Source organism: Desulfovibrio legallii, from assembly GCF_004309735.1.
GTDB lineage: Bacteria > Desulfobacterota > Desulfovibrionia > Desulfovibrionales > Desulfovibrionaceae > Desulfovibrio > Desulfovibrio legallii.
On the sequence record NZ_SIXC01000002.1, the window covers coordinates 198,636 to 222,499 of the forward strand.

At 62.4% G+C, this 23,864-nt stretch carries 14 protein-coding genes and 1 pseudogene; 4 read left to right on the plus strand and 11 right to left on the minus strand.

The window, feature by feature from the left end; genetic code table 11:
* Positions 1 to 146: 146 nt before the first annotated feature.
* From EB812_RS02065 to EB812_RS02075, 3 genes are all read right to left on the minus strand, one after another.
* Positions 147 to 434: a hypothetical protein gene (locus tag EB812_RS02065; protein WP_118229653.1), complete on the minus strand. Its 288-nt coding sequence runs from the start codon at positions 432 to 434 to the stop codon at positions 147 to 149.
* A 518-nt stretch (positions 435 to 952) separates the two neighbouring features.
* Entirely contained in the window at positions 953 to 1,981 is a 1,029-nt protein-coding gene (cydB, locus tag EB812_RS02070) for a cytochrome d ubiquinol oxidase subunit II (RefSeq protein ID WP_118229655.1), read from the minus strand.
* Between the two features lie 2 nt (positions 1,982 to 1,983).
* Positions 1,984 to 3,300, minus strand: coding sequence for a cytochrome ubiquinol oxidase subunit I (locus tag EB812_RS02075; protein WP_118229656.1), 1,317 nt, complete (start codon positions 3,298 to 3,300; stop codon positions 1,984 to 1,986).
* A 215-nt stretch (positions 3,301 to 3,515) separates the two neighbouring features.
* Here EB812_RS02075 and htpG point away from each other — a divergent pair, with 215 nt between their 5' ends.
* The 4 genes and pseudogenes from htpG to EB812_RS11795 form a co-directional block, all read left to right on the plus strand.
* The gene (htpG, locus tag EB812_RS02080; protein WP_118229657.1) at positions 3,516 to 5,483 is read left to right on the plus strand and encodes a molecular chaperone HtpG; all 1,968 of its coding nucleotides are present in this window, start codon (positions 3,516 to 3,518) and stop codon (positions 5,481 to 5,483) included.
* Positions 5,484 to 5,874: 391 nt separating this feature from the next.
* Complete coding sequence (locus EB812_RS02085; protein WP_130957761.1) at positions 5,875 to 6,930, plus strand: NAD(P)-dependent alcohol dehydrogenase; 1,056 nt, start codon at positions 5,875 to 5,877, stop codon at positions 6,928 to 6,930.
* A 315-nt stretch (positions 6,931 to 7,245) separates the two neighbouring features.
* Complete coding sequence (feoB, locus tag EB812_RS02090; protein ID WP_130957762.1) at positions 7,246 to 9,534, plus strand: ferrous iron transport protein B; 2,289 nt, start codon at positions 7,246 to 7,248, stop codon at positions 9,532 to 9,534.
* 629 nt (positions 9,535 to 10,163) lie between these two features.
* Positions 10,164 to 10,826: pseudogene (locus EB812_RS11795) on the plus strand (GGDEF domain-containing protein); the annotation flags it as partial.
* Here EB812_RS11795 and EB812_RS11620 read toward each other — a convergent pair.
* From EB812_RS11620 to EB812_RS02130, 8 genes are all read right to left on the minus strand, one after another.
* A complete protein-coding gene (locus EB812_RS11620) occupies positions 10,796 to 10,981 on the minus strand; it encodes a FeoA family protein (RefSeq protein WP_165450874.1) in 186 nt (61 codons plus the stop codon). The pseudogene EB812_RS11795 and the gene EB812_RS11620 overlap by 31 nt on opposite strands.
* 378 nt (positions 10,982 to 11,359) lie before the next feature.
* Complete coding sequence (locus EB812_RS02100; protein ID WP_118229661.1) at positions 11,360 to 11,623, minus strand: hypothetical protein; 264 nt, start codon at positions 11,621 to 11,623, stop codon at positions 11,360 to 11,362.
* Between the two features lie 117 nt (positions 11,624 to 11,740).
* Positions 11,741 to 12,361, minus strand: coding sequence for a molybdenum cofactor guanylyltransferase (mobA, locus tag EB812_RS02105; protein WP_130957764.1), 621 nt, complete (start codon positions 12,359 to 12,361; stop codon positions 11,741 to 11,743).
* Between the two features lie 108 nt (positions 12,362 to 12,469).
* Positions 12,470 to 12,694, minus strand: coding sequence for a SlyX family protein (locus EB812_RS02110; protein WP_118229663.1), 225 nt, complete (start codon positions 12,692 to 12,694; stop codon positions 12,470 to 12,472).
* A 1-nt stretch (position 12,695) separates the two neighbouring features.
* A complete protein-coding gene (locus EB812_RS02115) occupies positions 12,696 to 13,070 on the minus strand; it encodes an EF-hand domain-containing protein (RefSeq protein ID WP_130957765.1) in 375 nt (124 codons plus the stop codon).
* Positions 13,071 to 13,118: 48 nt separating this feature from the next.
* Positions 13,119 to 13,508, minus strand: coding sequence for a hypothetical protein (locus EB812_RS02120; protein WP_118229665.1), 390 nt, complete (start codon positions 13,506 to 13,508; stop codon positions 13,119 to 13,121).
* Between the two features lie 155 nt (positions 13,509 to 13,663).
* Positions 13,664 to 15,193: an outer membrane homotrimeric porin gene (locus tag EB812_RS02125; protein ID WP_130957766.1), complete on the minus strand. Its 1,530-nt coding sequence runs from the start codon at positions 15,191 to 15,193 to the stop codon at positions 13,664 to 13,666.
* Positions 15,194 to 15,428: 235 nt separating this feature from the next.
* Entirely contained in the window at positions 15,429 to 23,711 is an 8,283-nt protein-coding gene (locus EB812_RS02130; protein WP_130957767.1) for a beta strand repeat-containing protein, read from the minus strand.
* Between the last annotated feature and the right edge of the window lie 153 nt (positions 23,712 to 23,864).

The following is a 23,864-nucleotide window of genomic DNA, read 5'->3' on the forward strand; positions in this document are numbered from 1 at the left end:
CTAGCAGGCGCTGCTGTCTTTGCCCGTAACTTCCTTCGTCGTAATGGGCCAAGCTCCTGCGTCGTAACGGCTGCAGCTAGGCTTGCGCCTCCACGGCGGGCGTCTCTGCTTACGCAACCGCCAGGGCATTGCAAAGGTAACAGGCCCTAATACCAAAGCGTCTTCAGCTCCGCATCGGTCACTCCCAAGCGGTGCATGCACATCTCAAAATAGGCCCGCCAGGGAAAATAACGGCTGTTCCCCCGCCATTCCGGATTCATCTGGCTGGCCTCCTGGCGACATTGGGCCTCGGCCATGCGCACTTGTTGCTCTTCAAACGTCAGGGGGCGTTGTACGCCGCGCTGGGCGCAGCCCAAGGCCGCAGCCAGCGCCAGGGCGCAGAGCAGTACTGCGGCCCTGCGGCAAACATAGGTCCAAAGGCGGTGCCAGCTCATGATAAAGCCCCTCCAGGGCTGTATGCGGCAGGCGATAACTGCGCCCGCACGATGTTCGCCATAATGACCCGGCGGGACCGCGACAACGCAGGCGTCCACCACAAACGCACGGCAAGCGTAGGCTGGACAGAGGCTCCTGACAACTCCGCCCCGGACGCGCCCCGCCAGCCGCAGCCAGGGGCAGCCATGCCCAGCAACGCCCGACGCATCCCGGTGGACGCGGCGCTGCGCAGTTTGGTCCCTGACACGAAGACGGCCCCGCCCGGGCGGGAATAGTACTCTTACGGTACAGGCCCGCCCCGGACGCGCCCCGCCAGCCGCAGCCAGGGGCAGCCATGCCCAGCAACGCCCGMCGCATCCCGGTGGACGCGGCGCTGCGCAGTTTGGTCCCTGACACGAAGACGGCCCCGCCCGGGCGGGAATAGTACTCTTACGGTACAGGCCCGCCCCGGAAGGGGCCGTCGACACAGTCAGGGGGCAAAAGGCGCGCGCCCCGCCCACCGGGATATACTTATATGCTAGTAGGCGTGCTCATCCTCCTGCACATACTCCTTGGTAACCGGAGCGGAAAAGAGCCGGTAGGTCCAGAACTGGTAGGCCAGCACAATGGGCACCATGACGAGCGCCACGCCCAGCATGATCTTGAGGGTCAGCTGGCTGGAAGCGCCGTTGAAGGCGGTTATGGTGGCGGCCGGGTCAATAGAGGAGATGATCATGCCGGGGAACATGCCCATGACCCCGAAGAAGGTCACGCCCAGAATGAACACGGCGCTGCAGCCCCAGGCCAGCCACAGCTTGCCCGCACGCAGCATGACCCGCACGCCCACAAGCCCGGCCAGGGCCAGCACGGGCAGCAGCCACAGGGCGGGCATGGCCAGATAGTTGTCAAAGAGCCTGGTGTACAGGGCGGAAAGCGCCAAAAAAGCCACCAGCAGCACCAGCATAACGGGCCAGGCAAAAGTGGCCGTGGCCAGGGCGCGGGTCTGCAGGTCGCCCCGGCTCTTGATGGACAGCCACAAAGCCCCGTGCAGCACGAACATGCAGAGGAAGAACACCCCACCGGCCAGGCCATAGAGGTTCAGCAGACCCAGCAAATTGCCGTGGTACACGCCCTGGGCGTCCACAGGAATGCCCATGAAAAGGTTGGCAAAGGCCACGCCCAGCAGCACGCAGGGGATGAGGTTGGCGATAAAGTGCACGCCGTCCCACAGGGCGCGCCAGCTGTCGTGCTCCACCTTGTTGCGGAATTCAAAGGAAACCGCGCGGAAGATGAGGGCAAAGAGCAGGAGCAGCAAGGGCGCGTACAGCGCGCTGAACATAACCGCATAGACCTTGGGAAAGGCCGCAAAGGTCACGCCGCCGGCGGAAATGAGCCAGACTTCGTTGCCGTCCCAGAAGGGTCCGGCGGCGTTGTACATGATGCGGCGCTCGGTTTCGTTTTTGCTCAGGAAAGGCAGCAGGCTGCCCACGCCCAGGTCAAAACCGTCCAGGATGAAGAACACGGCCCAGAGCAGCGCCCAAAGCACGAACCAGATGGTTTCCAACATGGCTACACCTCCTGGGCGTCGGGGCCCTTGATTGCGTATTTGCGCAGCAGGTAAATATCCAGAATGCCCAGCAAGGAATAGACGACGATGAAGGCCGCCAACGAAATCACCACGTTGTCCGCGGGCACGGGCGAAACAGCGTCGGAAGTGCGCATAAGATTATAGACGATCCAGGGTTGCCGGCCGATTTCAGCCACAGCCCAGCCGGCCATGATCCCGATATAGGGCAGCGGGATGCTCCAGACCAGAGCCTTGAGCAGACCGCTGCAGGGCATGTCGCGCTTGCGCTGCCAAAAAGCCGCGAAGGCCAGCAACACAAACAGGCCGCCCAGCCCCACCATGAGGCGGAAGGTAAGGAAGGTGGGCAGCACCGGCGGGCGGTCCTGCACGGCAAAGTCCTTGAGGCCCTTGACCTCGGCATTGGCGTCGCCGTAGGCAATCCAGCTCAGCAGGCCGGGAATGCCCAAAGCCTGCACCTTGTTGCCCTCGTTGGCCTCGTCAGGCCAGGCCAGCAGGTAGAAGGGCACGTTGCGGCCCGTTTCCCAGTGCGATTCCAGGGCCGCCAGCTTGGCGGGCTGGTAGTGGGCCACGGTCTTGCCCTGCTGGTCGCCGGAAAGGGCCAGCAGCAGCACCAGAATCAGGGTAAACGGGGCCGCCATGCGGAAGGAACGCTGAAAAAATTCCTTGTGGCTGCCGCGCAGCAGGTGCCAGGCAGATACGCCCAGGACAAAAAAGCCGCCCAAGGCCCATGAAGCGATGACGGTGTGGGCGTACATGCCCCAGGCGTAGCCATTGAAGACCACGTCCCAAAAGTTGGTGAGCTCGGCCCGGCCCATGCTCTCGTTGATGGCGTAGCCCACGGGATTCTGCATAAAGCCGTTGGCCAGGATGATCCACAAGGCAGACAGGTTGCCGGCAAAGGCCACAATGTAGATGGCCGCCAGGTGCATTTTTTTGCCCACGCGCTCCCAGCCGAAGTGCCACACGGCCAGAAAGGTGGATTCGAGAAAAAAGGCCACGGTGGCCTCAATGGCCAGCAGTGAGCCGAAAATATCGCCCACATACTCGGAATAACGCGACCAGTTGGTGCCGAACTGAAATTCCAGCGTGATGCCGGTCACCACGCCCAGAGTGAAGTTAATGAGAAACAACTTGCCCCAGAATTTGGCCTGATTTTTCCAGAAGACGTCCCCCGTACGAACGTACCGAGTTTCCATCCAGGCAAGGATTACAGAAAGCCCGAGCGTCAGGGGGACAAAGATGAAGTGGAAAAATACGGCCACGGCAAATTGCAGACGCGAAAGCATGACAACGTCCATTGGGCCCTCCTTGCTATATGCTTACTGCGCCATAGCTTTATTTTTCACAAAAAGCAAGTAATTATGAATAGCAACATGGCGGTTGCACGCGCCTGGCGCTGCGAATGGCAACGCGCGCTCTTCTGCAAAGATTTTTTGCGCTCCGCCCCGCCGCCCTCTTGAAAATTACAAAAGCGGCATTATGTTCCAGCATATCCATATTCAGGAGGTTTGTCATGGCTGAGGCAGGCAAAAAATCCCGCCAGTTCCGCGCAGAAGTGCGCAAAGTTCTTCACATTCTGACCAATTCGCTGTACACCAACCGCGAAATTTTTTTGCGGGAGCTCGTATCCAACGCCTCCGACGCGCTGGACAAATTGCGCTACCGCATGAACCGGGGCGAAAGCCCCCGCCTGCCCGATCTGCCGCTGGAAATACGGCTGACTCTGGACAAAGAGGCAAAAATCCTGACCATCGCCGACACGGGCGTGGGCATGACGGCGGAGGAACTGGCCGAAAACCTGGGCACCATCGCCAAATCCGGGTCGGAACAGTTTTTGGCCGATCTGGCGGCCCAGGCTCCCAAGGCAGGCGAAAAAACGGCGGACGACGACGCGGACGAAACTACGGCCGCTCCGGACGCGGCCAATATCATCGGCCGCTTTGGCGTGGGTTTTTATTCCGTTTTCATGGTGGCAAGCAAGGTGACGGTCACCTCCCGTCCCGCCTTTGGTGAGGCAGGCGATGCCCAGGTCTGGACCAGCGACGGCCTGGGCACCTACACTGTGGCCCCCAGCTCGGAGGCGGAACCGCAGCGCGGCACGGTCATCAAAATCTGGCTCAAGGACGACGCCACGGAGTTTGCGGAAAAATTCCGCGTGGAATCGGTCATCCGCAAGCATTCGGCCTTTGTGCCTTTCCCGGTCTTTGTGGACGGCGAGCAGGTCAACACGCAGCCCGCGCTCTGGCGCGAACCCAAGTTCTCCATCAAAAAGGAACAGTACGACGCCTTTTACAAGGCCATCACCTACGACGCCAAAGACCCTCTGGACGTGCTGCACTTTTCTGTGGACGCGCCCGTGCAGTTCAACGCCCTGCTCTTCATCCCCGACAGTCCGCAGGACTTTTTCGGCATGGACAAGGACTTCTGGGGGCTGGATCTCTACGCCCGGCGCGTGCTCATCCAGCACCGCAACCAGGAGCTCATCCCGGACTACCTGGCCTTCCTCAAGGGCGTGGTGGATACGGAAGACCTGCCCCTGAACATCTCGCGCGAAACCCTGCAGGAAAATGTCCTGCTGCGCAAAATGAACCAGGTTATCGTCAAACAGGCCCTGAACCATCTGGAAAAGCTGGCCAAGGACGATGCGGAAAAATACCTCCGGTTCTGGAACCTGCACGGCAAGATCCTCAAACTGGGCTACCGCGACTTTCCCAACCGCGAACGCCTGGCCGCTCTGCTGCGCTTCAACAGCTCCACCCTGCCCGAAGCCGCGGACCTGACCAGCCTGGACGAATACATGGGCCGCGCGCCAGAAGGACAAAAAACCTTCTGGTATGTGGCCGCGCCCAACCGCGAGGCCGCCCGCCTCAACCCGCACATGGAACGCTTCCGCCGCAAGGGCCTGGAAGTGCTCTGCCTCTATGAGCCCGTAGACGAATTCGTTATGGACGGTCTGGGCAAGTATAAGGACTGGGAATTCAAATCGGTGGAAACCGCTGCGGACGACGCCCTGGCCGCCTTTGCCGACAAAGAGGAAGCCCCGCACGAAACTGCGGCCCCACTCTCCGAGGACGACAGCACGAACTTTGACGCGCTGCTGACAAAAATGAAGGACATTCTGGGCGACAAGGTTACGGAGGTGCGCGTTTCCCACCGTCTCACGGACAGCGCCGCCATGCTTACGGCCCCGGACGGCGGCATTTCCTCCTCCATGGAAAAACTGCTCAAGGTCATGCAGCGCGACGACACCCTGCCCGTCAAAGTGCTGGAAGTGAACCGCGACCACCCCCTGCTGCGCAATATGCTGCGCATGTTCAAGGCCGACCGCGACGACGCCGTGCTGGCCGAGATGGTCCAAGGCCTCTTTGACGCCAGCCTGCTGCTGGACGGCTATATCAAAGAACCCCAGGCCCTGGCCGCCCGTAACGGCAAACTGCTGGAACAGGCCGCCGCCTGGTACGCCGAAGTGCGCAAGCTGTAACGGCGCTAGCCCCGGCGGGGCAGATTTTACTGCCGGTGGTAGGGAAGGGAACTCTTGTAAACAACAGTCCCCTTCCCTACCACATCCCCATCCTTCAAAAAACTTTCCTCCTCTCGACAGAAACGCACGTCGCGCCCTGACCGTAACGCCTTCGCCGCAGCCGCGTCACAGCACTACAGCGCCGTCCCTTTCCCAAAAGCCGCTCCCCGGCCGCAGAAAAACGCCAGGGCAGAGGCTTGCAGCACCTTTTCAAGGCTTACTAATTCTGTGATTTCATGCAAGTGAAAAAAATAACTTGAATCAAACCCCAACCTGACCTACCCTTCAAGCACGCACGGAAAACATCCACCGGCCCGCGCCAACCCGCGCCGGGCCACGCAAGGAGGCTTGCATGAAAGGTTTGGCCATGCTCCACCTGGAAGCAATCGGTTGGATTGAAAAAGAAGCGCCCGCCTGCGGGCCGCTTGACGCGCTTGTCCGGCCCCTGGCGGCAGCGCCCTGCTCCTCGGACGTGCATACCGTGTGGGAAGGCGCCATGGGCGACCGCCACAACCTTATCCTTGGGCACGAGGCTGTGGGCGAAGTGCTTGAAACAGGCGCGCTGGTGCGCGACTTCAAACCCGGCGACCGCGTTCTGGTGCCGGCCATCACGCCGGACTGGAATTCCCTGGAAGCGCAGGGGGGCTATGCCATGCACTCCGGGGGCATGCTGGCGGGCTGGAAGTTCTCCAACTTTAAGGACGGCGTGTTTGCCGAAGTTTTTCATGTTAACGATGCGGACGGCAATCTGGCCCATCTGCCCAAGGGCATGGATCTGGCCGCAGCCGTCATGCTCAGCGACATGGTGCCCACCGGCCTGCACGGGGCCGAACTGGCCGACGTGCAGTACGGCGATGCCGTTTTGGTGGTGGGCATCGGCCCGGTGGGACTCATGTCTGTGGCCGGAGCGGCCCTGCGCGGCGCGGGGGCCATCTACGCCGTGGGCTCCCGCCCCCTGTGCCAGGAGGCCGCCAAAGGCTACGGCGCCACGGAAATCATCGACTACCGCGACGGCTCGCTGGCGGAACAGGTCCTGGCCCTCACCAAGGGCCGCGGCGTGGACAAAGCCATCGTGGCCGGGGGCGATGTGGACACCTTTGCCGACGTGCTCAAAGTTCTCAAACCGGGCGGACGCATCGGCAACGTCAACTACCTCGGCTCCGGCGAAGCCGTGCGGCTGCCGCGTCTGGAATGGGGCTGCGGTATGGGCCATAAATTGCTGACAGGCGGGCTTATGCCCGGCGGACGCCTGCGCATGGAAAAGCTGGCCGCCCTGCTGACCCACGGCCGGCTGGATGTGCAGCCCCTGCTGACCCACCGCTTTACCGGCTTTGATAAATTGGAGGAAGCCCTGCTGCTGATGAAAGACAAGCCGCGCGACCTCATCAAGCCCGTGGTCATGATGTAAGCCGGGCAGAACAGGATGTTGGCGGGGCGCGGCGCAAAACTCCACGTGCGCCGCGCCCCGCCTGAAAGTCGGATTTTCACCCGTCGCACGCGGCCCCCCACCTGCGCATAACTGCAGCATGCCCTTCCTGCGGCCTGACGCACAGTTACGCAGAAAAAATAAGATTCTGCAACGGTCTCTTTCTGTTGTTTAAAAACTTAGGGATGTGCTGGGAAACGGCTTGACTTTTTTATTGATTGAAAATAAATTTCATTTTTAAAAATAAACAATGCTGTTTTCCGCCACCCTGAAGGTGACGCCACAGGAGCGCCCTGCATGTCGGAAACTCTTTCCGCCGTCGGCGCGGGTGCTGCGGTCCAGGCCCGCGCCTGCATCGGCGGACTTGTCTATTCTTTGCGTCTGGCCATCGCGGGCAACCCCAACTGCGGCAAGACCACCGTGTTCAACGCTCTTACAGGCGCGCACCAGCATGTGGGCAACTACAGCGGCGTGACCGTGGAAAAAAAGGAAGGCTACATCCGGTATGAAGGGCAGGAGGTCATCCTGGTGGATCTGCCCGGCGCCTACTCCCTCTCCGCTTATTCGCAGGAAGAAATCGTGGCCCGCGACGTGCTGCTGGACGGCACGGTACAGGCCGTCATCAACGTGGTGGACGCCGGCATTCTGGAACGCGGACTGCTGCTCACCGTGCAGCTGCGGGAAATGGGCCTGCCCGTGGTCATTGCCTGCAACATGATGGACGAAGCCGAAGCCGCGGGCATTTGCATTGATTTTTCCCGACTGGAAGCCATGCTGGGGGTGCGCGCGGTGCCCACCGTGGGCACCACGGGCAAAGGCCTGCGCGAGGCCCTGGCCGCCGCCCGGGAGCTGGTCCGGCAAAAAGAGCGGTCCGATGGCCCTGAAGCTCCGCAGCCGGCGGCCCGCGCCTTGTACCTTGGCTACGGCCCCCTGCTGGACCCTGTGCTGGAAGGCATGGAAAAGCGCATCGGCCAAAGCCGGGCCCTGGCCGCCTCGGCCTACGCCCACTGCGCCCCCCGCTGGCTGGCCCTGACCCTGCTGCAGGACGACGCTGCGGCCACCGCCACCGTACGCGCCGCCGACCCCGACGCGGCCGCGGACCTGGCCCGGATGGCCCGTCAGGCGCAGGAAGAGCTGCAGCGCAGCGGCGAAGACGCCGAAAGCCTTATCGCCGACGGGCACAGTCTGTTTGTCCGCCAGACAGCCGCGGCTTGCGTCCGCAAAACCGGCCACCGCCACCGCCTGGGCCTGAGCGACAGGCTGGACCGCATCCTGACCCACGCCGTATGGGGCGTGCCCATCATGCTGGCCGTGCTCTACGCCATGTTTCAGATTACCATCGGGCTCGGCGCCTACCCTCAGGGCTGGCTTGAAGAGGCCTTCTCCCAGCTGGGGGGCGCGGTGAGCGCCGCCCTGCCCGAAGGGCTGCTTGCCTCTTTGCTGGTGGACGGCATCATCGCTGGCGTGGGCGGCGTATTCAGCTTTGTGCCCCTGGTGCTGATCATGTTCGCCCTGGTCGCCATTGTGGAAGACAGCGGCTATATGGCCCGCATGGCCTATATCTCCGACCGGCTGTTCCAATCCTTCGGGCTGCACGGGGCTTCTGTCATGCCCTACATCATCTCCGGCGGCATTGCCGGCGGCTGCGCCATCCCCGGCGTCATGGCCACCCGTACCCTGCGCAGTCCCAAAGAAAAACTGGCCACCATGCTCACCCTGCCCTATATGGCCTGCGGCGCCAAACTGCCCGTCTACCTGCTGCTGGTGGGCGCCTTTTTCCCCAACAAGGCTGCGGACATGATGTTTGCCGTCATCCTTGCCTCCTGGCTGTTCGCCTTTGGCATGGCCTGGCTGCTGCGCAAAACCGTTTTGCGCGGCGAGGCCACCCCCCTGGTTATGGAGATGCCCCCCTACCGCCTGCCCACCCTGCGCGGCATCTGCACCCATTGCTGGGAACGCACCTGGATGTACCTGAAAAAAGCCGGCACCATTCTGGCGCCCATAGCCGTGCTGATCTGGGCGGGCATGACCTTTCCCGCTCTGGACCCGCAACACGCCCTGCCCTACGAAAATGAAATAGCCCGGCTTGCCGTGAACCTGGAAAACTCTGCCCTGGATCCCGGCCTACGCCAACAAGATGCGGCGCGCCTGACCAAGGTGCAGGAAGACCTGGACGCGGCGCGCCTGCGCTATTCCTTTGCCGGCAGACTGGGCGCGGGTCTGGAGGGCATTACCGCCTACGCGGGCTTTAACTGGCGCACCGATGTGGCCCTGATCGGCGGCATCGCCGCCAAGGAAGCCATCATCTCCACCCTGGGCACGGCCTACGCCCTGGGCGAGCAAAATCCGGAACAGGCCGTTTCCCTTTCGGAACTGCTGCGCAAAGACCCCTCGTGGAATCAGGGCACGGCCCTGGCGCTGCTGGTCTTTGTCATGCTCTACGCCCCCTGCTTTGTAACCCTGGTGGTCATCCGCCAGGAATCGGGCAGCTGGAAATGGGTAGGCTTCAGCCTTGTGGTCAACACGCTGCTGGCCTTTGTCATGGCCGTGGGCGTGTACCAGGCCTGTCAGCTGGTGCAGCCTTGAAAGCCGGACGCAACGCACAAGCACGGGGCATGGGCATAGACCGCTACCTGCGCCTGCTGCTGATTGGCCTGGCCCTGTTTTTTGCCGCCAGTTTCTTTTATTATATGAATCTGGCGCGCGAAATCAGCGTGGCGGGCACGCGCATCTATGGGGCCTACCTGCCGCTTGTGGCCGGCCTGCAGCAGCAGGAAACCCTGCGCGGGCAATTCTGGCGCGCCCTGGAAGCGACCTTGCGCAGCGGCGACGCCACAGCCCTGAACGCGGCCATGGCAGACATCAACGCCGGCCTCGCCACTGAATCGCCCCCGCGCCGCCACCTCTGGAGTGCGGCCATGCAGGCCGGCCAAAAGCTGGCGGCACTGCGCCGCACGGCCCTGACAGAGCAGGCGGAGGGCCCGGAGCGGGTCCGGCAGATGGAAGACGCGCTGGACGATTTTTTGCTGTCCCTCGGCAAACTGGAACCTGTCGCCTCACCTACGGGGGACATGCGCGCCCAACTGCACCGCACAGCGACCCTGGCCCATGATTTTGAAAACCGCCTGCTGGTGGGTTTTATTCTGCTGGGCACAGGGTTGGCAGGCCTGTTTGGCCTGCTGCATTGGCACCTGGCCCGGCCCTTGCGGGGCATCATGACCTACCTGAATCAACTGGGCACGGGCGTCGGCAGCCAAAAGCCGCCCCCAAGCCGCATTGCGGAGCTGCGCAACATCACGGCCGCGCTGGAAAACCTGGGAACCTACCTTTCCAACGCCACTGTGCGCTCCCAGAAACTGGCCTTTGAACACGACCGTTTTCAAAAAATATCCATCACGGACGCCCTCACCGGCATCTGCAACCGCCGGGCCTTTGACGACCGGCTGCGCCGCTGCTGGATTGAAGCCAGGGCAACCCAAACGCCCCTGGGTCTTATTATGTTGGATGTGGACAAGTTCAAGGCTTACAACGACGGCTACGGCCACCAGGCGGGCGACGTCTGCCTGGTGCGGGTGGCCGCCGCCATGGCCAGAACAGCCCGCGCCACGGACCTGTGCGCCCGCTACGGCGGCGAAGAATTTGCCCTGCTGCTGCCCGGCGCCAACGCGGCCACACTACGGTCCGTGAGCCGCCGCGTGCACGCCGAAGTGGCTGCGGAGGGCCTGCCCCACCCGGCCTCGCCCTGCGGCCCTCACGTTACGGTCAGCATGGGCGCGGCCAGCCTGATTCCTGGGCCGGACGCCCCGGACAACGGCGCGGAGCTGGTGCGCCTGGCGGACGCGGCCCTCTACCAGGCCAAGGAACAAGGCCGCAACGGCACGGTTGTGCACGAGGACGATCCGCCGGAAACCGTCATGCCAGAGCCCAGACCCATGTCGCGAATGCGCCGGGCCAGTTCGCCGCGGGCTTCAATGCGCACAATACGGGCCTGCTGCCCCACAGAAAGCGCCGTCAAAGGAAAAACCGTTTCCATGCTGTCCCCCGCCAGCGCATAATAAAAAGGAATTTCATTTCCACACAAAAGCGCAAGCGCCGCTTCCCAAATACCTTGTCGGCGTCAAGGCTTGAGCGCCTTCGTGCCTGCGGCTGGCGCGCGCAGGGCGCGCCGGGACAACGCCGCCAAACGCGGCCTGCAGAAAAACCGCGGCACAAAGTACCTCGGCCTTCCAAAGACACCGAAGGCAACGGACTTTGCTGCCCGCAACACAAGACGCAAGCGCCCGCCGCCCGCCGCAACAAAGTTACGGCCAAAGGCAAGAGCACTGCTTTCCGAAGCGGTGGAGCAGCGTTATATAAAAACGCAAGCGAACGCCCAGAAGGACGCTCCCCAAGGAAGAAGAAAACCGTGCGGTTATTCTTCCTCTTCCAGCCAGGAGTCGTCTTCCAGCACTTTATAGCCGCGCACGGTGAGGTAGTTTACGCCGTCCTGCTCTTCCAGCAGGCCGGTAACCTCCACGGGCACGCTCACTTCATCGTCCAGGTCCACACCCGCGCCGCGCGGCACGATGCGGTATTCCACATCGTCCTGCATGACGGCCACACGGGCCTGACGCGCGTCCACCAAACGCGGCACCGCCGCGACATATCCTTTGACGGTAACGGGGCTTTTGTTCATACGCTCTAGCATGACCTTTTAATGCCGGTTTTTCTCGCCTATAGCGCCTTTTATGGCGGGACGCAAGAAAAACCGACGACGGCGCGAACCGGAAAACACAATTTTTTCGCAACGGATTCAGTGACGGAAGGCGGCGGCGGTCAGCATGGCGCGAGCAGCGGCCAGGTCCTGCGGGCTGTTGAGATTGAAAAAAGGGCGGGCGGCCTCCGGCCCGTAAGGGAGGACATGGCGGCAATGGGCGGGAATGCGCCGGTGCAGAGCGCCGCCGGACACGGATCGGGCGGACAAAAAGGGCAATGCCGCAATTTCGTAAACTGCGGCCAGCGTCTCCAGCCGACCTGTGGCGGCCTGGGCATAGCAGGTCAGCACGGTCTGGGGCGGGGCGGCCTGCCGTGCGTCCAGCAGGGCGGTCAGGGTGGCGGCGTCCATAAAGGGCAGATCGCAGGAAAGGGCCAGGACGGCCGCAAAGCCCGCGTCCCTGGCCCTGGTCAGTGCGGCGGCCACGCCCCCCAGAGGCCCCTGGCCGGACACGGCGTCCCACACGCAATCATACCCAGGGCGGGGGCATTCCGCCCGGCAGGAAACCCAGCAGCACGGCAGCAGCGTGCACAGCAAGGCGTGGGTGCGGGCCAGCAGATCCGGAGCCTGAGGGGTCAGGCGCAGGGCGGCCTTGTCCTGCCCCAGACGGGTGGAAAGCCCCCCGGCCAGCACCACACCAGCCACTGGTCCTTTATTCATGCCCGGTCCTTGCGGCGGGGGCCCCCGCCGCGCGCGCCTGCCCCACGACAGCGCATTTCCGCCCGAACTCTGCCCAACCCCGGCGCGGCGAAAAAAACCGCCCCGCCCCTACCAGCGTTCGGGCATAAAATGGGGCGGCGGGGCGTTTTCCGGCCCCTGCTCCAGTTTGTCGCGCAGCAGACGCACCGCGGCCAGGGCGTCGGCCAGGTCGCGGGCCATCTGGTCCATCTGGCGTTGCTGGTCGGTGAGGGCCACATCCAGGGCGTTGAGGCGTTCTTCCTGAAAAAAAGCCTGCTCTTCCAGGCGGGCCAGGCGTTCTTCCGCGTCAGCCATGTTATTTGCCGGCGGGCGGCGTTACCAGGGGCATGCCGGCGGGGGCGTCGCCGCCCATCATGTTCTGGCTGCCGCCCATCATGCCCTGGCCGCCCTTGCCCTGCATCATGCCGGCGGCGTGGTTTTTGACAAAGGCGTCCCATTCGGCGCGGTCAATAACCTTGTCTTTGTTGGTATCAATGGCGGCAAAGGCCTCGTCGCGCATGTTGGGGAAGGCGGCTTTGAACTCCTGCAGGGAAATAACGCCGTTTTTATCCGTATCCATCCGGGTAAAGGTATCTTCTTGGGGCGCGTCGCCGCCAGCTCCGGGGAAGGCCCAGGCGGGCGCGGCACAGAGGGCGAGCAGGGTCAGGCTGCAGGCAAAAAACTGACGCATGGTGCAACTCCTTATAGCGTGGTCAATGATGCTGCTGGAGCGTGGCGCTCAGCAAAAATCCTCGCCTTGACGCGAGATGCGGTCAATGCAGAGGGTGAGGTTGTCCGGATCGCCGGATTTATGGTCGTCCGGGTAGAGCAAGGCGGACATATAGAACACGGAATTGAGCCGCAGGGCCGTACGCGCGCCGGCGGCGAAGTTTTCCAGGGCCAGGGCCAGGTTAAAACGCAGCTCACCGGGCAGCGGGGCCAGCAGGGGTTTGGCGTCTTCGGCCAGGGCGGCCAGACTTTCGGCCTTGCGGTGCATGCCTTGCGTATAGCCGGGCGTGTCGCCCGCGTTGAGGCAGGCCAGGGCCGCGGCTTCCAGTTCCATGACAACGTCGTGGCGCTGCCGCAGCCAGACGATGAGCGCTTTCAGGGCGGGAAGGTTGTGGCTCATGGGGCACCTCCTGTGCATGGGCGCAGTATACGGCATGGACCCGGCTCTGTACAGGACGTGGCGCGATCAACGGCGGGGCCCCGCGACCACGCAAAAAGGGGAGCCGAAGCCCCCCTTTGCGGTTCCCGCCGAGCGGGATTGGAATGCCGTGAAACCTAGAAGCTGTAGGCGAAGACCACCTGGGCCTTCCACATGTCCTGCTTCTCAAAGGAAGAGTTGCGGGAGCCGGCCTTCTTCCAGGTGTCGTTGTCCATGCAGTTGACCAGGTAGTCCAACTCCAGGTTCATTTCCAGGTTTTCGTAGATCTTGTAGCTGTTGACCAGGTTGAACTCCACCAGGCCGTCTTCGGTGGTCAGGTAAGGACCATCGTAGTTGCTGGTGCCGTCGTTCCAGTCGTAGGCGTTCTTCATGTACTTGACCATGCTGGTGCTGTTGGTGCCGCCCCAGTAGGCCACGCGGAAGGTGTGGCTGAGGTCTTCAAGGAAGCTCATGTCGCGCAGCTGCAGGCCCAGGCCCCAGGTGCCGGCGTAGCTCAGGTTGTAGTCCTGATTAACCCAGCCCAGGTTGCCGTCGCCCATGAAGGAGGTGAAGTTGCCGGTGGCCACCAGGCTGGGCATACGCTCGGAGCCGTTTTTCACGTTGCCGTCGTCGCCGCTGGCGTACCAGCCGAAGATGCCGGGGGTGCCCCAATCCATCTTGTATTCCACCAGGGCCTTGGCCAGCCAGCCCTGACGCTCGGTGCTGCCGCGCTTGGCGAACACGCCGTTTTTGTAGGCGTCGTAACGGCCCATGCTTTCCACATAGCCGTAGTTCAGGTCCACTTCGATATTCAAGGGATCGAACATGGTCACGGCAAAGGGCAGGCCGGCCCAGAACATGGAGCCGTAGGCCTTGCTGGTTTTGCCGAAGGCTTCACCGGTGGTGGCGGGGTAAGGACGCAGGCTGTAGTTCAGCACGCCATCGCTGGTGCTCCATTTGTCGCCATAGCCGGTAAGGGCGTTCTTGCCGGCCACGCCGTACATGACCCAGGGGGTGGCGTGGAAGCCGTCAAACTTCAAAGGCAGCAGCACGCTGAAGAGGTCGATATTGTCCAGGTAGTTGGCGTGCGAGGTGTCGCCGTTACGATAGTAACGGGGGTCCTTGCCGTCAAAATTGTCGTTGACCGGGCGCGCCCAGAAGGCGGTGAGGCCCACGTTTTCGTTAAACTGGTAGGAAGCCACCACCGCGGCCGCATCCGTATCCATGATGGCGGAACCGCCGGCATAGGTGTTGGGCAGGGCCAGGCCCTGGAGGCCCATGCGGAACTTGAGGTCGGTCTGCGGCACGGCCCAGTCGATGTAGGCGTTCTTCACCTTCACCTGCTTGCCGTCAGCGCCCAGCGCAGCGCCGCTGTCGTTCTGGCCCCAGGTCTGGGTGCCGATTTCAAAGTACACGGTGCCGGACAGGGCCTCGGAGGCCACGGCGTCCAACTGCAGGCGCACGCGCTGCTGCGCGTTGAACTGGTCGTTGCTGTCTTGCTTCTGCTTGGGGTCATTGCCGGTACGGGTCTTGTTGATCAGGCTGTCTTCGCCCACGCCGAAGCCCACCAACCACTGGCCCTTGGCTTTGAAATCGATGGCGCTGGCGCTGGTGGCCGCGCCGAACAGCAGGCCGGCGGCCAGAAGGAGCGTACAGATACGTTTCATAGTCCCTTCCTCTCTTGTTTTCCCACAGGGTATAAAAAGTTTGACCTGTCCCATACAGGCTATGGGACCGTTTACCTGCTTTTTATGCCGTTGGCAAGGCTTTTCGTCAAAAAATTTTTACCAGATTTTCACAAAAAGGAAGAAAAGGGCTGAAGCAAAGGACAAAAACGGCCGCCGGGCAAATGCCCGGCGGCCAGGGGTTGCGTCGTTGTGCGGAGGAGACGGGAAAGCGGATTTAGCCCTGACTGCCGGTATCGCTCTGCATAAGGTGGATGGCCGTCTGCACCTGCTCCTCCGCATCGTTGCTGACAATGGTGGAATGCTCCGCCGTCAGCGTCAAGGTGAGGTCTGCATCGGCGTTGGTAAAGGTGCCGTCGTGCCCGGCCCCTTGCGTCCACTGCTTGTCCAGGGTGATGGTCTGGTTGCCGTTGTCGTCCTGGCTCACGCTAATGCCCACCTTGGCCAGGTCGGCCATGCTGGTGAGGCTCAGGGTGGCGTCGCCTGCCTCCTTGCCCGCATCGGTAATGGCGGCCTCTACATGGCTCACCTTGCCGGCCTGAAGCAGGCTGTCCACAGTGCTGCTGTCCTTGGTCAGCAGGAAGTCCACGCCCGTGCCGCCGTCCAGCAGCTGATCGGCGGCGTCCGCGTGCAGCAGGTCGTTGCCTGCGCCGCCGTGGAGCTTGTCCGCCCCTGCGCCGCCCACGAGATTGTCGTTGCCGGCGCCGCCTTCAAGGTAGTCATTGCCGGAGTCGCCGTGGAGGTAGTCATGGCCGTCCTGGCCGTAGAGGCTGTCGTTGCCGCTGCCGCCGAAGATGAGGTCGTCGCCTGTGCCGCCGTCCAGGTAGTCGTCGCCGCCCAGACCAAACAGGGCATCTTTGCCCGTGCCGCCAAAGAGGCGGTCCTTGCCGTCGGCGGTGTTTTCAAGGTGCTGCTCGGTCCAGCCGGCCAGACTGTCCAGCCCCTGCGCGTCCAGCGTGTGCAGGGCTGCGGCAAGGTCGTCCGTGTTCGGGTCGGCCGGGTTCTGGGTGGAGACGCTTAGGTGCCCGGCCAGGCTGCTTAGCCCGTCCTGCGAACCGTCGCCCAGCAGCACGTCGTTGCCGTGCTGGCCGAAGAGCAGGTCGTTGCCGCCCTCGCCCAGGAGGGCATCGTTACCGCCCTGACCGGGCAGCGAATCCAGCGCGTCAGCCAAGGCTTGCGGGTCGGCCTGGGCGTACGCAAGGATGCCCGCCGGGGTTCCCATCTCCGTCAGCGAGGCCAGGTCGGCATGGTCGCCCAAAAGAAGGTCGTTGCCCGCGCCGCCCAGCAGCGTGTCGTGGCCGGATTCCTCAGCCGTGGCGTCGCCCTGCAGAATATCCGCCGTAGCTGCGCCCTGCAGAACGCCTGCGTTATCTGTGCCTTCCTGTGCGGCCACCACATTGTAGGTGACCGTGGCCGGTTCGGAAATATGGCCCGCGCCGTCGCGCACCGTGTAGGTGAACTGCGCCGAGGCCGCTTCCGCGTCGGACGTGGGCTGCAGGTGTATGGAAAGGCCGTCCACGTTTACCGGGCTTGCGGCATCGCCGGTGCCGGACAGTAACTCGCCGTCCGCACTGAAGGAATATTCGTCCGCCAGAGTTATGCCATTGGCCGTGATGTGGCCGACAATGTTGCCATCGGCATCCTGCAGCGTGGCCGTGAAGGCCGCAGCCGTGTCCACCGTAAGGTGCAGGGAATCCACATTAAGGTGGACGTCGTGGGTAGTTGCGTTGCCGTCGCCGTCATCGTCGTTGGTCAGCAGGTCGGCCAGGCGGACGGTGTAGGACGCGGCAGCCGCTTCGCCCGTGTCGCCGCCGCCGGTGGTTATGGAGAAGAAAACGGAATCGCCCTTGGCGGAAACGGCAAGAGCCCCCTCAACGGTCAGATTATTCCCCACTGCAACAACGCCCTGATAGTCATATGGGGAAACATTTTGACGTTGACCGTAGATGGCCACGGCACCCCCCACCACCGCACTGCCGCCGATGTAGACCAGATGGGCATTGGAGGTCAGAGACCCTGAAACATGCATATCCCCTGTTACAATCAGGTTGCAGTTGAGGGTTACGGAGCCACTACCAGTAAAGTCGCCGTCAATAATGACGGTTTTCCCGGCCACGTTATAGCCAGCCAGATCGGCGAAGGAGGCATCTCTGCCTATCTTAATGACATCATCACCGTTACCAACGGCACTTTTCAGTTGGGCAATGGAAACGGTGTTGCCCTCTGCATCTGTAAAAATGCCACCATTTACCGTGGCATAACTGCCCGCAACGGCACCATTGATTGTGGCTGTGCCACCCACCACCAGCCCGGCGCTGGCTGTGGCCGTAACGGAGAGGCTTTCCGGCCCGCCGGTCTCGCCGGGATTGTCGCCGGTCGCGGGCGCATCCGCATAGTACACATCGTCCACGGCCACGGGCGCGGAAACGTTGAGGCCCAGGCTGCTGCCCGCCACAGCGGTGGCGGCCGTATCGCCGTCGCCGTCCGTGACCACAAAGTTGAGCAGATTCTGGTCTTCGGCAAGCTGGAAAGGCTGCGTTTGGGTGACCTTCCACTGGGCTGTGCCGTCAGCAGTGTCCACATCGTTCAGGGTGGCGGTAAAATAGGTGGTGCCGTCTACTGTGCCGGTAAGGGTTTGGCCGTCATCCGTAGTGGCGAGGGTCATTGCTTTGCCGTCGGCCAGGGTGACGCTGGTAACGCTCTCGTCAAAAACGATGGAGGTTATGCCGTCCGCACTGACGCCCGTGACGTGCCCGGAAATAGCCGTAACGGTTTCCGCCGGGCTTTCCTGCTGCACGCCGCCAAAGGAAACGCTCTGGATGGTGAAGTCACTGTTGTCTTTGTCAACATAATACTCCCCATAGGTTGCGCCGTCATCAATGGCGGACACCACTACCTTGTCAAAGCCGCCGTCAACATCGGAAACTTCCACCTTAGAAATGGTGCTGTTGGCGGTTGCCGTAACTGATTTGCTGAGCACCAGCTTACCATCTTTGTAGAAGGAGAGCAGCGCCTCTTCCCCCCCATTCTCATAAGGGTTGAAGCCGCCCAGGGTAATGGAAAGCGACGTGGCGCTCTGCCCTTCCGGCAGGTCGAAGACTATAGCTTCAGAAACGCCGGTATTTTGGCCCGTTCTGGCAAAAGCAATCTCGCCCAACCGATCCGTTGTGCTGGCCCCTGCCGCGATATCAACGCCACTAGTGGCCTTGCTGCTGTTAACCCCCAGGCCATCGTAGCCGTCGCTCCAATCCTTGTTTTTAAAATACAGGTTGCCAGCCTCGGTCAGGTCGCTGACCTGAGGCGTGGCCAGATCCGTGTAGGTAACCTGGGCGGCGGTGATGGCCACTCCACTATAGTCGGCTGTGGCCGAGGGCACGTTGCCAACCGTCAGGTCTTCCGGCAGGCCGGTGGAGCTGGAGGTCAAATCGCCGTTGCTTATTGCTCCGGTTTTATTACCATATTGATCCGTTCCCATAAAATTAAGCGTAATTTCGTCCCCCGCCGTGCCGTCCCCGCTGCCGGTGGTGGTCGTGGTGGTGCTGTCCACCGTGACCGTGGCCGTGGGCGCGTCGTCCTGGATGGCGATGGTCAGGGTGTCGGAAACCGCCTGCGTGTTCGTGCCGCTGCCGCTGGCGATGCTGACGGTGATGGATTCCGTGGCGCTGTTCGCGCCTTCCACGTTGTCCACAGCCTTGTTCAACTCGTAGCTGTAGTGCACCGTGCCGCCTACAATGGACGTGACCGTCAAGGTGCCGTGCCCGGTATGAATGGCGGTACCATTCTCGCCCACCGTGGCGTTGCCGTTGGCATCCAGGGTGAAGGTCTGCCCCCCGATGGTCAGCGTGCCGCCCTCGCTGTAGGTGTTGACCGTGAACGTGCCGCTGGCAGTGGCGGAGGTTCCCTCCGTATGCTCCGTGCCGCCGGGCAGCAGGGCTTCGTCCACCGTGGGGGCGGATTCGCCCATGCTGAGGCTGGGGGCATCGTAAGCGCCCGTGATGGTGACGCCGATCATGTGGGTGCTTTGCAGGCCGGTATCGGCCTCCGTAGCCGTGGCCTGGAAGCTGAAGGAGAGCTTTTCGCCCGCGGCCAGGCTATTGACGTTGCTCGTAATGGTCTGCAGGGCGGCGCTGATGTCGGCGTCCGCGCCGTAGGCTTCATGCAGGGCCGTGGACAAGGCTTCGCTGTTTTCCGGCGTGCCCTTGGTAAAAGTATAGTGGCCGCTGGCGGTATTGAGGTCCAGCACGCCGTAGTTGGTGACCACGAGCTGGTGGCTGCCCTCGCTGCTGTCCGTATCGACAGTTGCAGTTTTAAGAATCTCGATAGATTCGGTGTGCGCAGTAGTCTGTCCGTCAACGGTCTTGCTGACAGCTACCTCCAGAGTCTTGCCGCCGTGCTCGCCCGTGTAGTCCAGCTTGCCCCGCGCCACACCCCAGGAATCCTTGCCGTCGCTGAGCCCGGCCACGCCATAGACGAGGGTATCGCCTTCGGCATCCACGGGGGAAGCTCCGGTATTCTTACCGGGGATAAAATTGGCGGCGGAGGTCGCGCCGTCCTCTTGGAGGGTGACGCTGCTCCAGCCCATGAGCGTGATGTCGTTGACGCCGTGGATGTTGACCGTCACCGGCTGTTCCACGGTGCCGCCCTGGCCGTCCGCCACACTGACGGTAAAGGTCAAGGTTTTGGTTTCCCCTTCGTCCAGGCTGTTGACGGCGGCGGAGGCATTGTCCAGATTAAAGTTATAGTTGTAGGTGACGCTGCCGTCATTGTTGGTTGTGGGCGTAAGCACCAGGTCGCCGTAAGCGGTGTGGTAGGTAGTTGCGCCGCCCGCATTCGTGCCGCCGATGACAAGGGCGGTTGCATCATCCGTGCCGTCCGTAAAGGTCAGGCCCGTCACGCTCAGGGCGTCGCCGTCCACATCGTGTACGGTAAAGCTGCCGGAATCCGTGGACGTGCCCTTGGCGTTGTCGCCGTTTCTGCCGTTGGCAAAGTCGGTGCCTATGTCGCCGCTCTTGCCCGATTCCGTCAGGTCAAGGGTGACGTCGGCCGTGGACTCCGCCACCGTGGGCGCGTCGTTGGCGCCGTTGATGGTGATGGTAGCCCGGAACTGCAACTTGCCGTCCGCAGTATTGGAATCATCCACCACAATGCCGAACTCTACCGTCCGGGTCTCGCCGTTTTTCAGCGCCTGCACCGCCTGGGCGTTATTGTCCAGCTCAAACGTGTACTCGCCGTTATCGGGGTTGAGGTAGAGCGTGCCGTATTGGGTATCTATGGCCGTCCAGCCCGCGTGCGCGCCATCTCCCGAAACTTCATAGGAAGTTTTTACCCAAGAGTCTGCGACAAGGTCATGGGCGTTGCTGATGGAGAAGGTCATGGCCTGGCCTTCGGGGTCGGCCACAGCGAATTGCCCGGAAACGGCGGTAGCGGCGCCTTCCGTGACAGCGTTCATGCTCAAGGATTTCGCGTCTAAAATGTAGGGCGCGTCGTTCACGCCATTGACGCGCACGGTGAAGCTCTGCTCCGTCACCGCACCGTTGCTGTCCTTGACCAGCAAGGTAAATGTGTCGTTACCCTGCTCTCCCTCGTTCAGTGCGTTGGCCTGGCTGTTCTTACTGTCATCCACCAGATAGCTGAGGGTGCCGTCGGCATTGAGCGTCAAGGTGCCATATGTGCCCTTGACGGAAACCGTGCCGCTGCCCGTGGCGTAAGGGTCCGCGCCCGCGCCCTGCAGCCCGAAGGTGACCGTATCGCCTTCCGCGTCCGTGGCCGAGAGCTTGGTGATCTCATGTGTAGATACGGTACTGGAAATTTTACCGGAATCGTCCACGGGCCTGCCATAGGCTTCATTATAGGCTTCCGTCACGTTGAAGCCGCCATCGGGCAGGCTGACCGTGGGCGCGTCGTTCTGGCCCTGCACGGTGATGTCGATGGGTTTGGCGGTCCAGGCGTCATATTGATCCTTGACCAGAATGGTAAAGCTGTCCACCGCGGATTTGCCCGCGCCCCAGGCATTGGTGTCGTCGTTCACCGTATAGCTGAGCGTGCCGTCTGCGGCCACCGTCAAGGTGCCGTATTTGCCTTCCAAAGATACCGCGCCCGTGTCTTCGGCAATAATTTCGCCGTAGGTGGCTTCAGGCGCGCGGGTTGCGTCGACTTCCGTATGGCCGGTGCGCAGGCCGTAATGGAGCTGCGCGCCATTGTCCACATCCGTCCCGGCCGCCTTCCCCAAGATGTAGGTGCTGCCCGCCGCGCCTTCGGATTCGCTCACCGTTACCGTAGCCGCGCCGTCATCGCTTGTGCCGAATTGGCTTTCCCCCAGCGGCGTAAGCGTCAGGATGGGGGCATCATTGGCCCCTTCAATGCACACGCCAAACTCATGCTGGTCGGTAGCGCCGGTGCTGTCTTTCACCTGGGTGGCAAATTTGAAATTGAAGCGCTCGCCCGCAGCCAGGTGATCGGCGGCCTCTTGATTCAATGTAAAGGTATAGTGCCCTGTGCTCTGATTCAGGACCAGCACGCCGTAGTTTGTGACAATAGTTTGTATGTGTTGGCCGTCAACATTTTTAGCCACGACCTCGCTGACAATGTTGACCGTTATGGCATTGCCTTCAACGTGATGGGCCTCGCTGTTGTTGAAGGTCGTGGTCGTGATGGGCGTATTCCAGTGCAGGAGATCGCTTCTTGCGCTGTTTGTAATGATGCTGAAGGTCAGGGTATCCCCACTATCGGCATCACTGGCGTTGAGGTTGCCCTCTATTGCTACGCGCTGCGCGTAAGGGGCGACATAGTCATTGGTATTGCCGTCCTCCACAGTGGAGCTGTTGCCGTAGCCCGACAACTTTCCGCCGACCCCTTGAGCCCCCACGCCGGCATCGCGCAGATGTATCTTGCTCCAGGTAATTTCCGGCGCATCGTTGGTGCCCCTGATGGTGATGGTCAGGTTGTTGGTAGCCGTGCCGCCGTGGCCGTCGCTCACCGTGTAGCTGAGGGTTTCCGTCAGGGTGTCGTTGACGCCCAGGGCCTGCACCGCAGCCAGATTGTTGTTCAGGGTGTAGGTGTAGGAGCCGTCGGCACTGAGGGTAAAGCTGCCGTACTGACCGGCGGTTCCCGTCTGCGCCACATAGGTCGGGRYGTCCGTGCTGTCCACATCCGTGGGCGCGGGCAGCGTGCCGGTGACCTGGGTCGTGTCTTCAGCCACGCTCGCCGTGGCCGCCGCCACCGTGGGCGCGTCGTTGGCGCCCGTGATGGTGATGGTCAGCGTGCCCGCGGCCGTATCGCCGTCATTGTCTGTATAGGCATAGGTGAAAGTCTGGTCCACCGACTGCCCCGCGCCCAAGGCCGCAGCCTTGTCGCCGCTCACCATAAAGCTGTAGCTGCCGTCGGCATTGAGGCTCACCGTGCCGTAGTCCGACTGTGCTTCCGACGTCCAGGCAAAGTGCGCGCCGTCCGCGCCGGCCACGGCTCCGGTCAGCACATTACCGTCGGCCGTGGGGTCGGTCTTGTCCGTAGCTGTGTCCGCCACACGCGCCGCAATGCTGGGCGCGTCGTCGTCCACGGTAAGCTGCAGGGTGGCCTGGGCGCTGTCGCCGTCACGGTCCGTCACCGTCACGGTCACTTCGTTGGTCAGACTGTCCGCCCCTTGCGGGTGCGTAAGGGCCTCCTGCAGCGTATAGGTATAGGTCAGCTGGCCGCTGCGCGGATCAAATCCCACGGAGAGCGTGCCGCCGGGCACGTCCACAGAATCCGCCACCAGCCGCCCGCCGGTCCAGACCGTAACATTGTTGACAACAATGCGGCCCACGCCGTCGGGCGCGGCCACGCGCAGGCCGCCGACAGCGGCAGCCTCTTGCGCATTACCGCCGCTGACCAGACCGGCCTCGCGCACTTCCAGGGTCTGCACCACGGGCCCAGGGCCGCCGTGACCAGGGCCGCCGTGACCAGGACCGCCCTGCTGCTCCAGCACCTCCAGGCGCACGCCGTGGTCGGGCGGCGGAGGGGGGGGCACGGCCCCCGGCCCCCCCTTGGGCGTGGGCGAAGGCGTGCCGGGGATGGCCGAACCGCCATCGCTGAAGCCGCGCTGGCCTCCGCCAGTTTCACCAAAACGGTTACTACTGAAATTGAGGCCCCCAAGGGTTTTCAAGCCCTCCAACAGGGTGAGAGACGCGTCATTAAATTCCAGCGCATCAAGTCCGCCCGTGTGGGGGGCATTCAAAAAACCCGCCGCAGGCATAAGATCCGGATTATTAAGGGCGGCAAAAAAGGCCTCGCCGGAGATCGCCACGCCGTCCACGGCAAATTCGGGCAAATGGTCGGCAGGCAGGTCATAAAAGCCCACCAGCACCACCGTGCCCCCGTCGGGGAAGGAAAAAACAAGATCCTCCCCCTGGCGGGCAATGGTGGCGTCCTGCGGTACGAAATCCAGAGCCAGACGCCCCTCGGCCGTGGGGGTGATCTCCACACGTTGTCCAGCCTGAGGGCGAAAAATTTTTATCTCACTCATGATGGCGCCTCATAGCGATCTTGACGTTTTCTCGGTATATAGTGGGCGATGCCGCTTTTCTGACGCAAAAGAGTCCCCTGCCGCGCCGGGGCGGTACGGGACTTTTATCAATGCAAAATATGGGCCAAAGCGTTTCAGACAACAGGCAAAAGG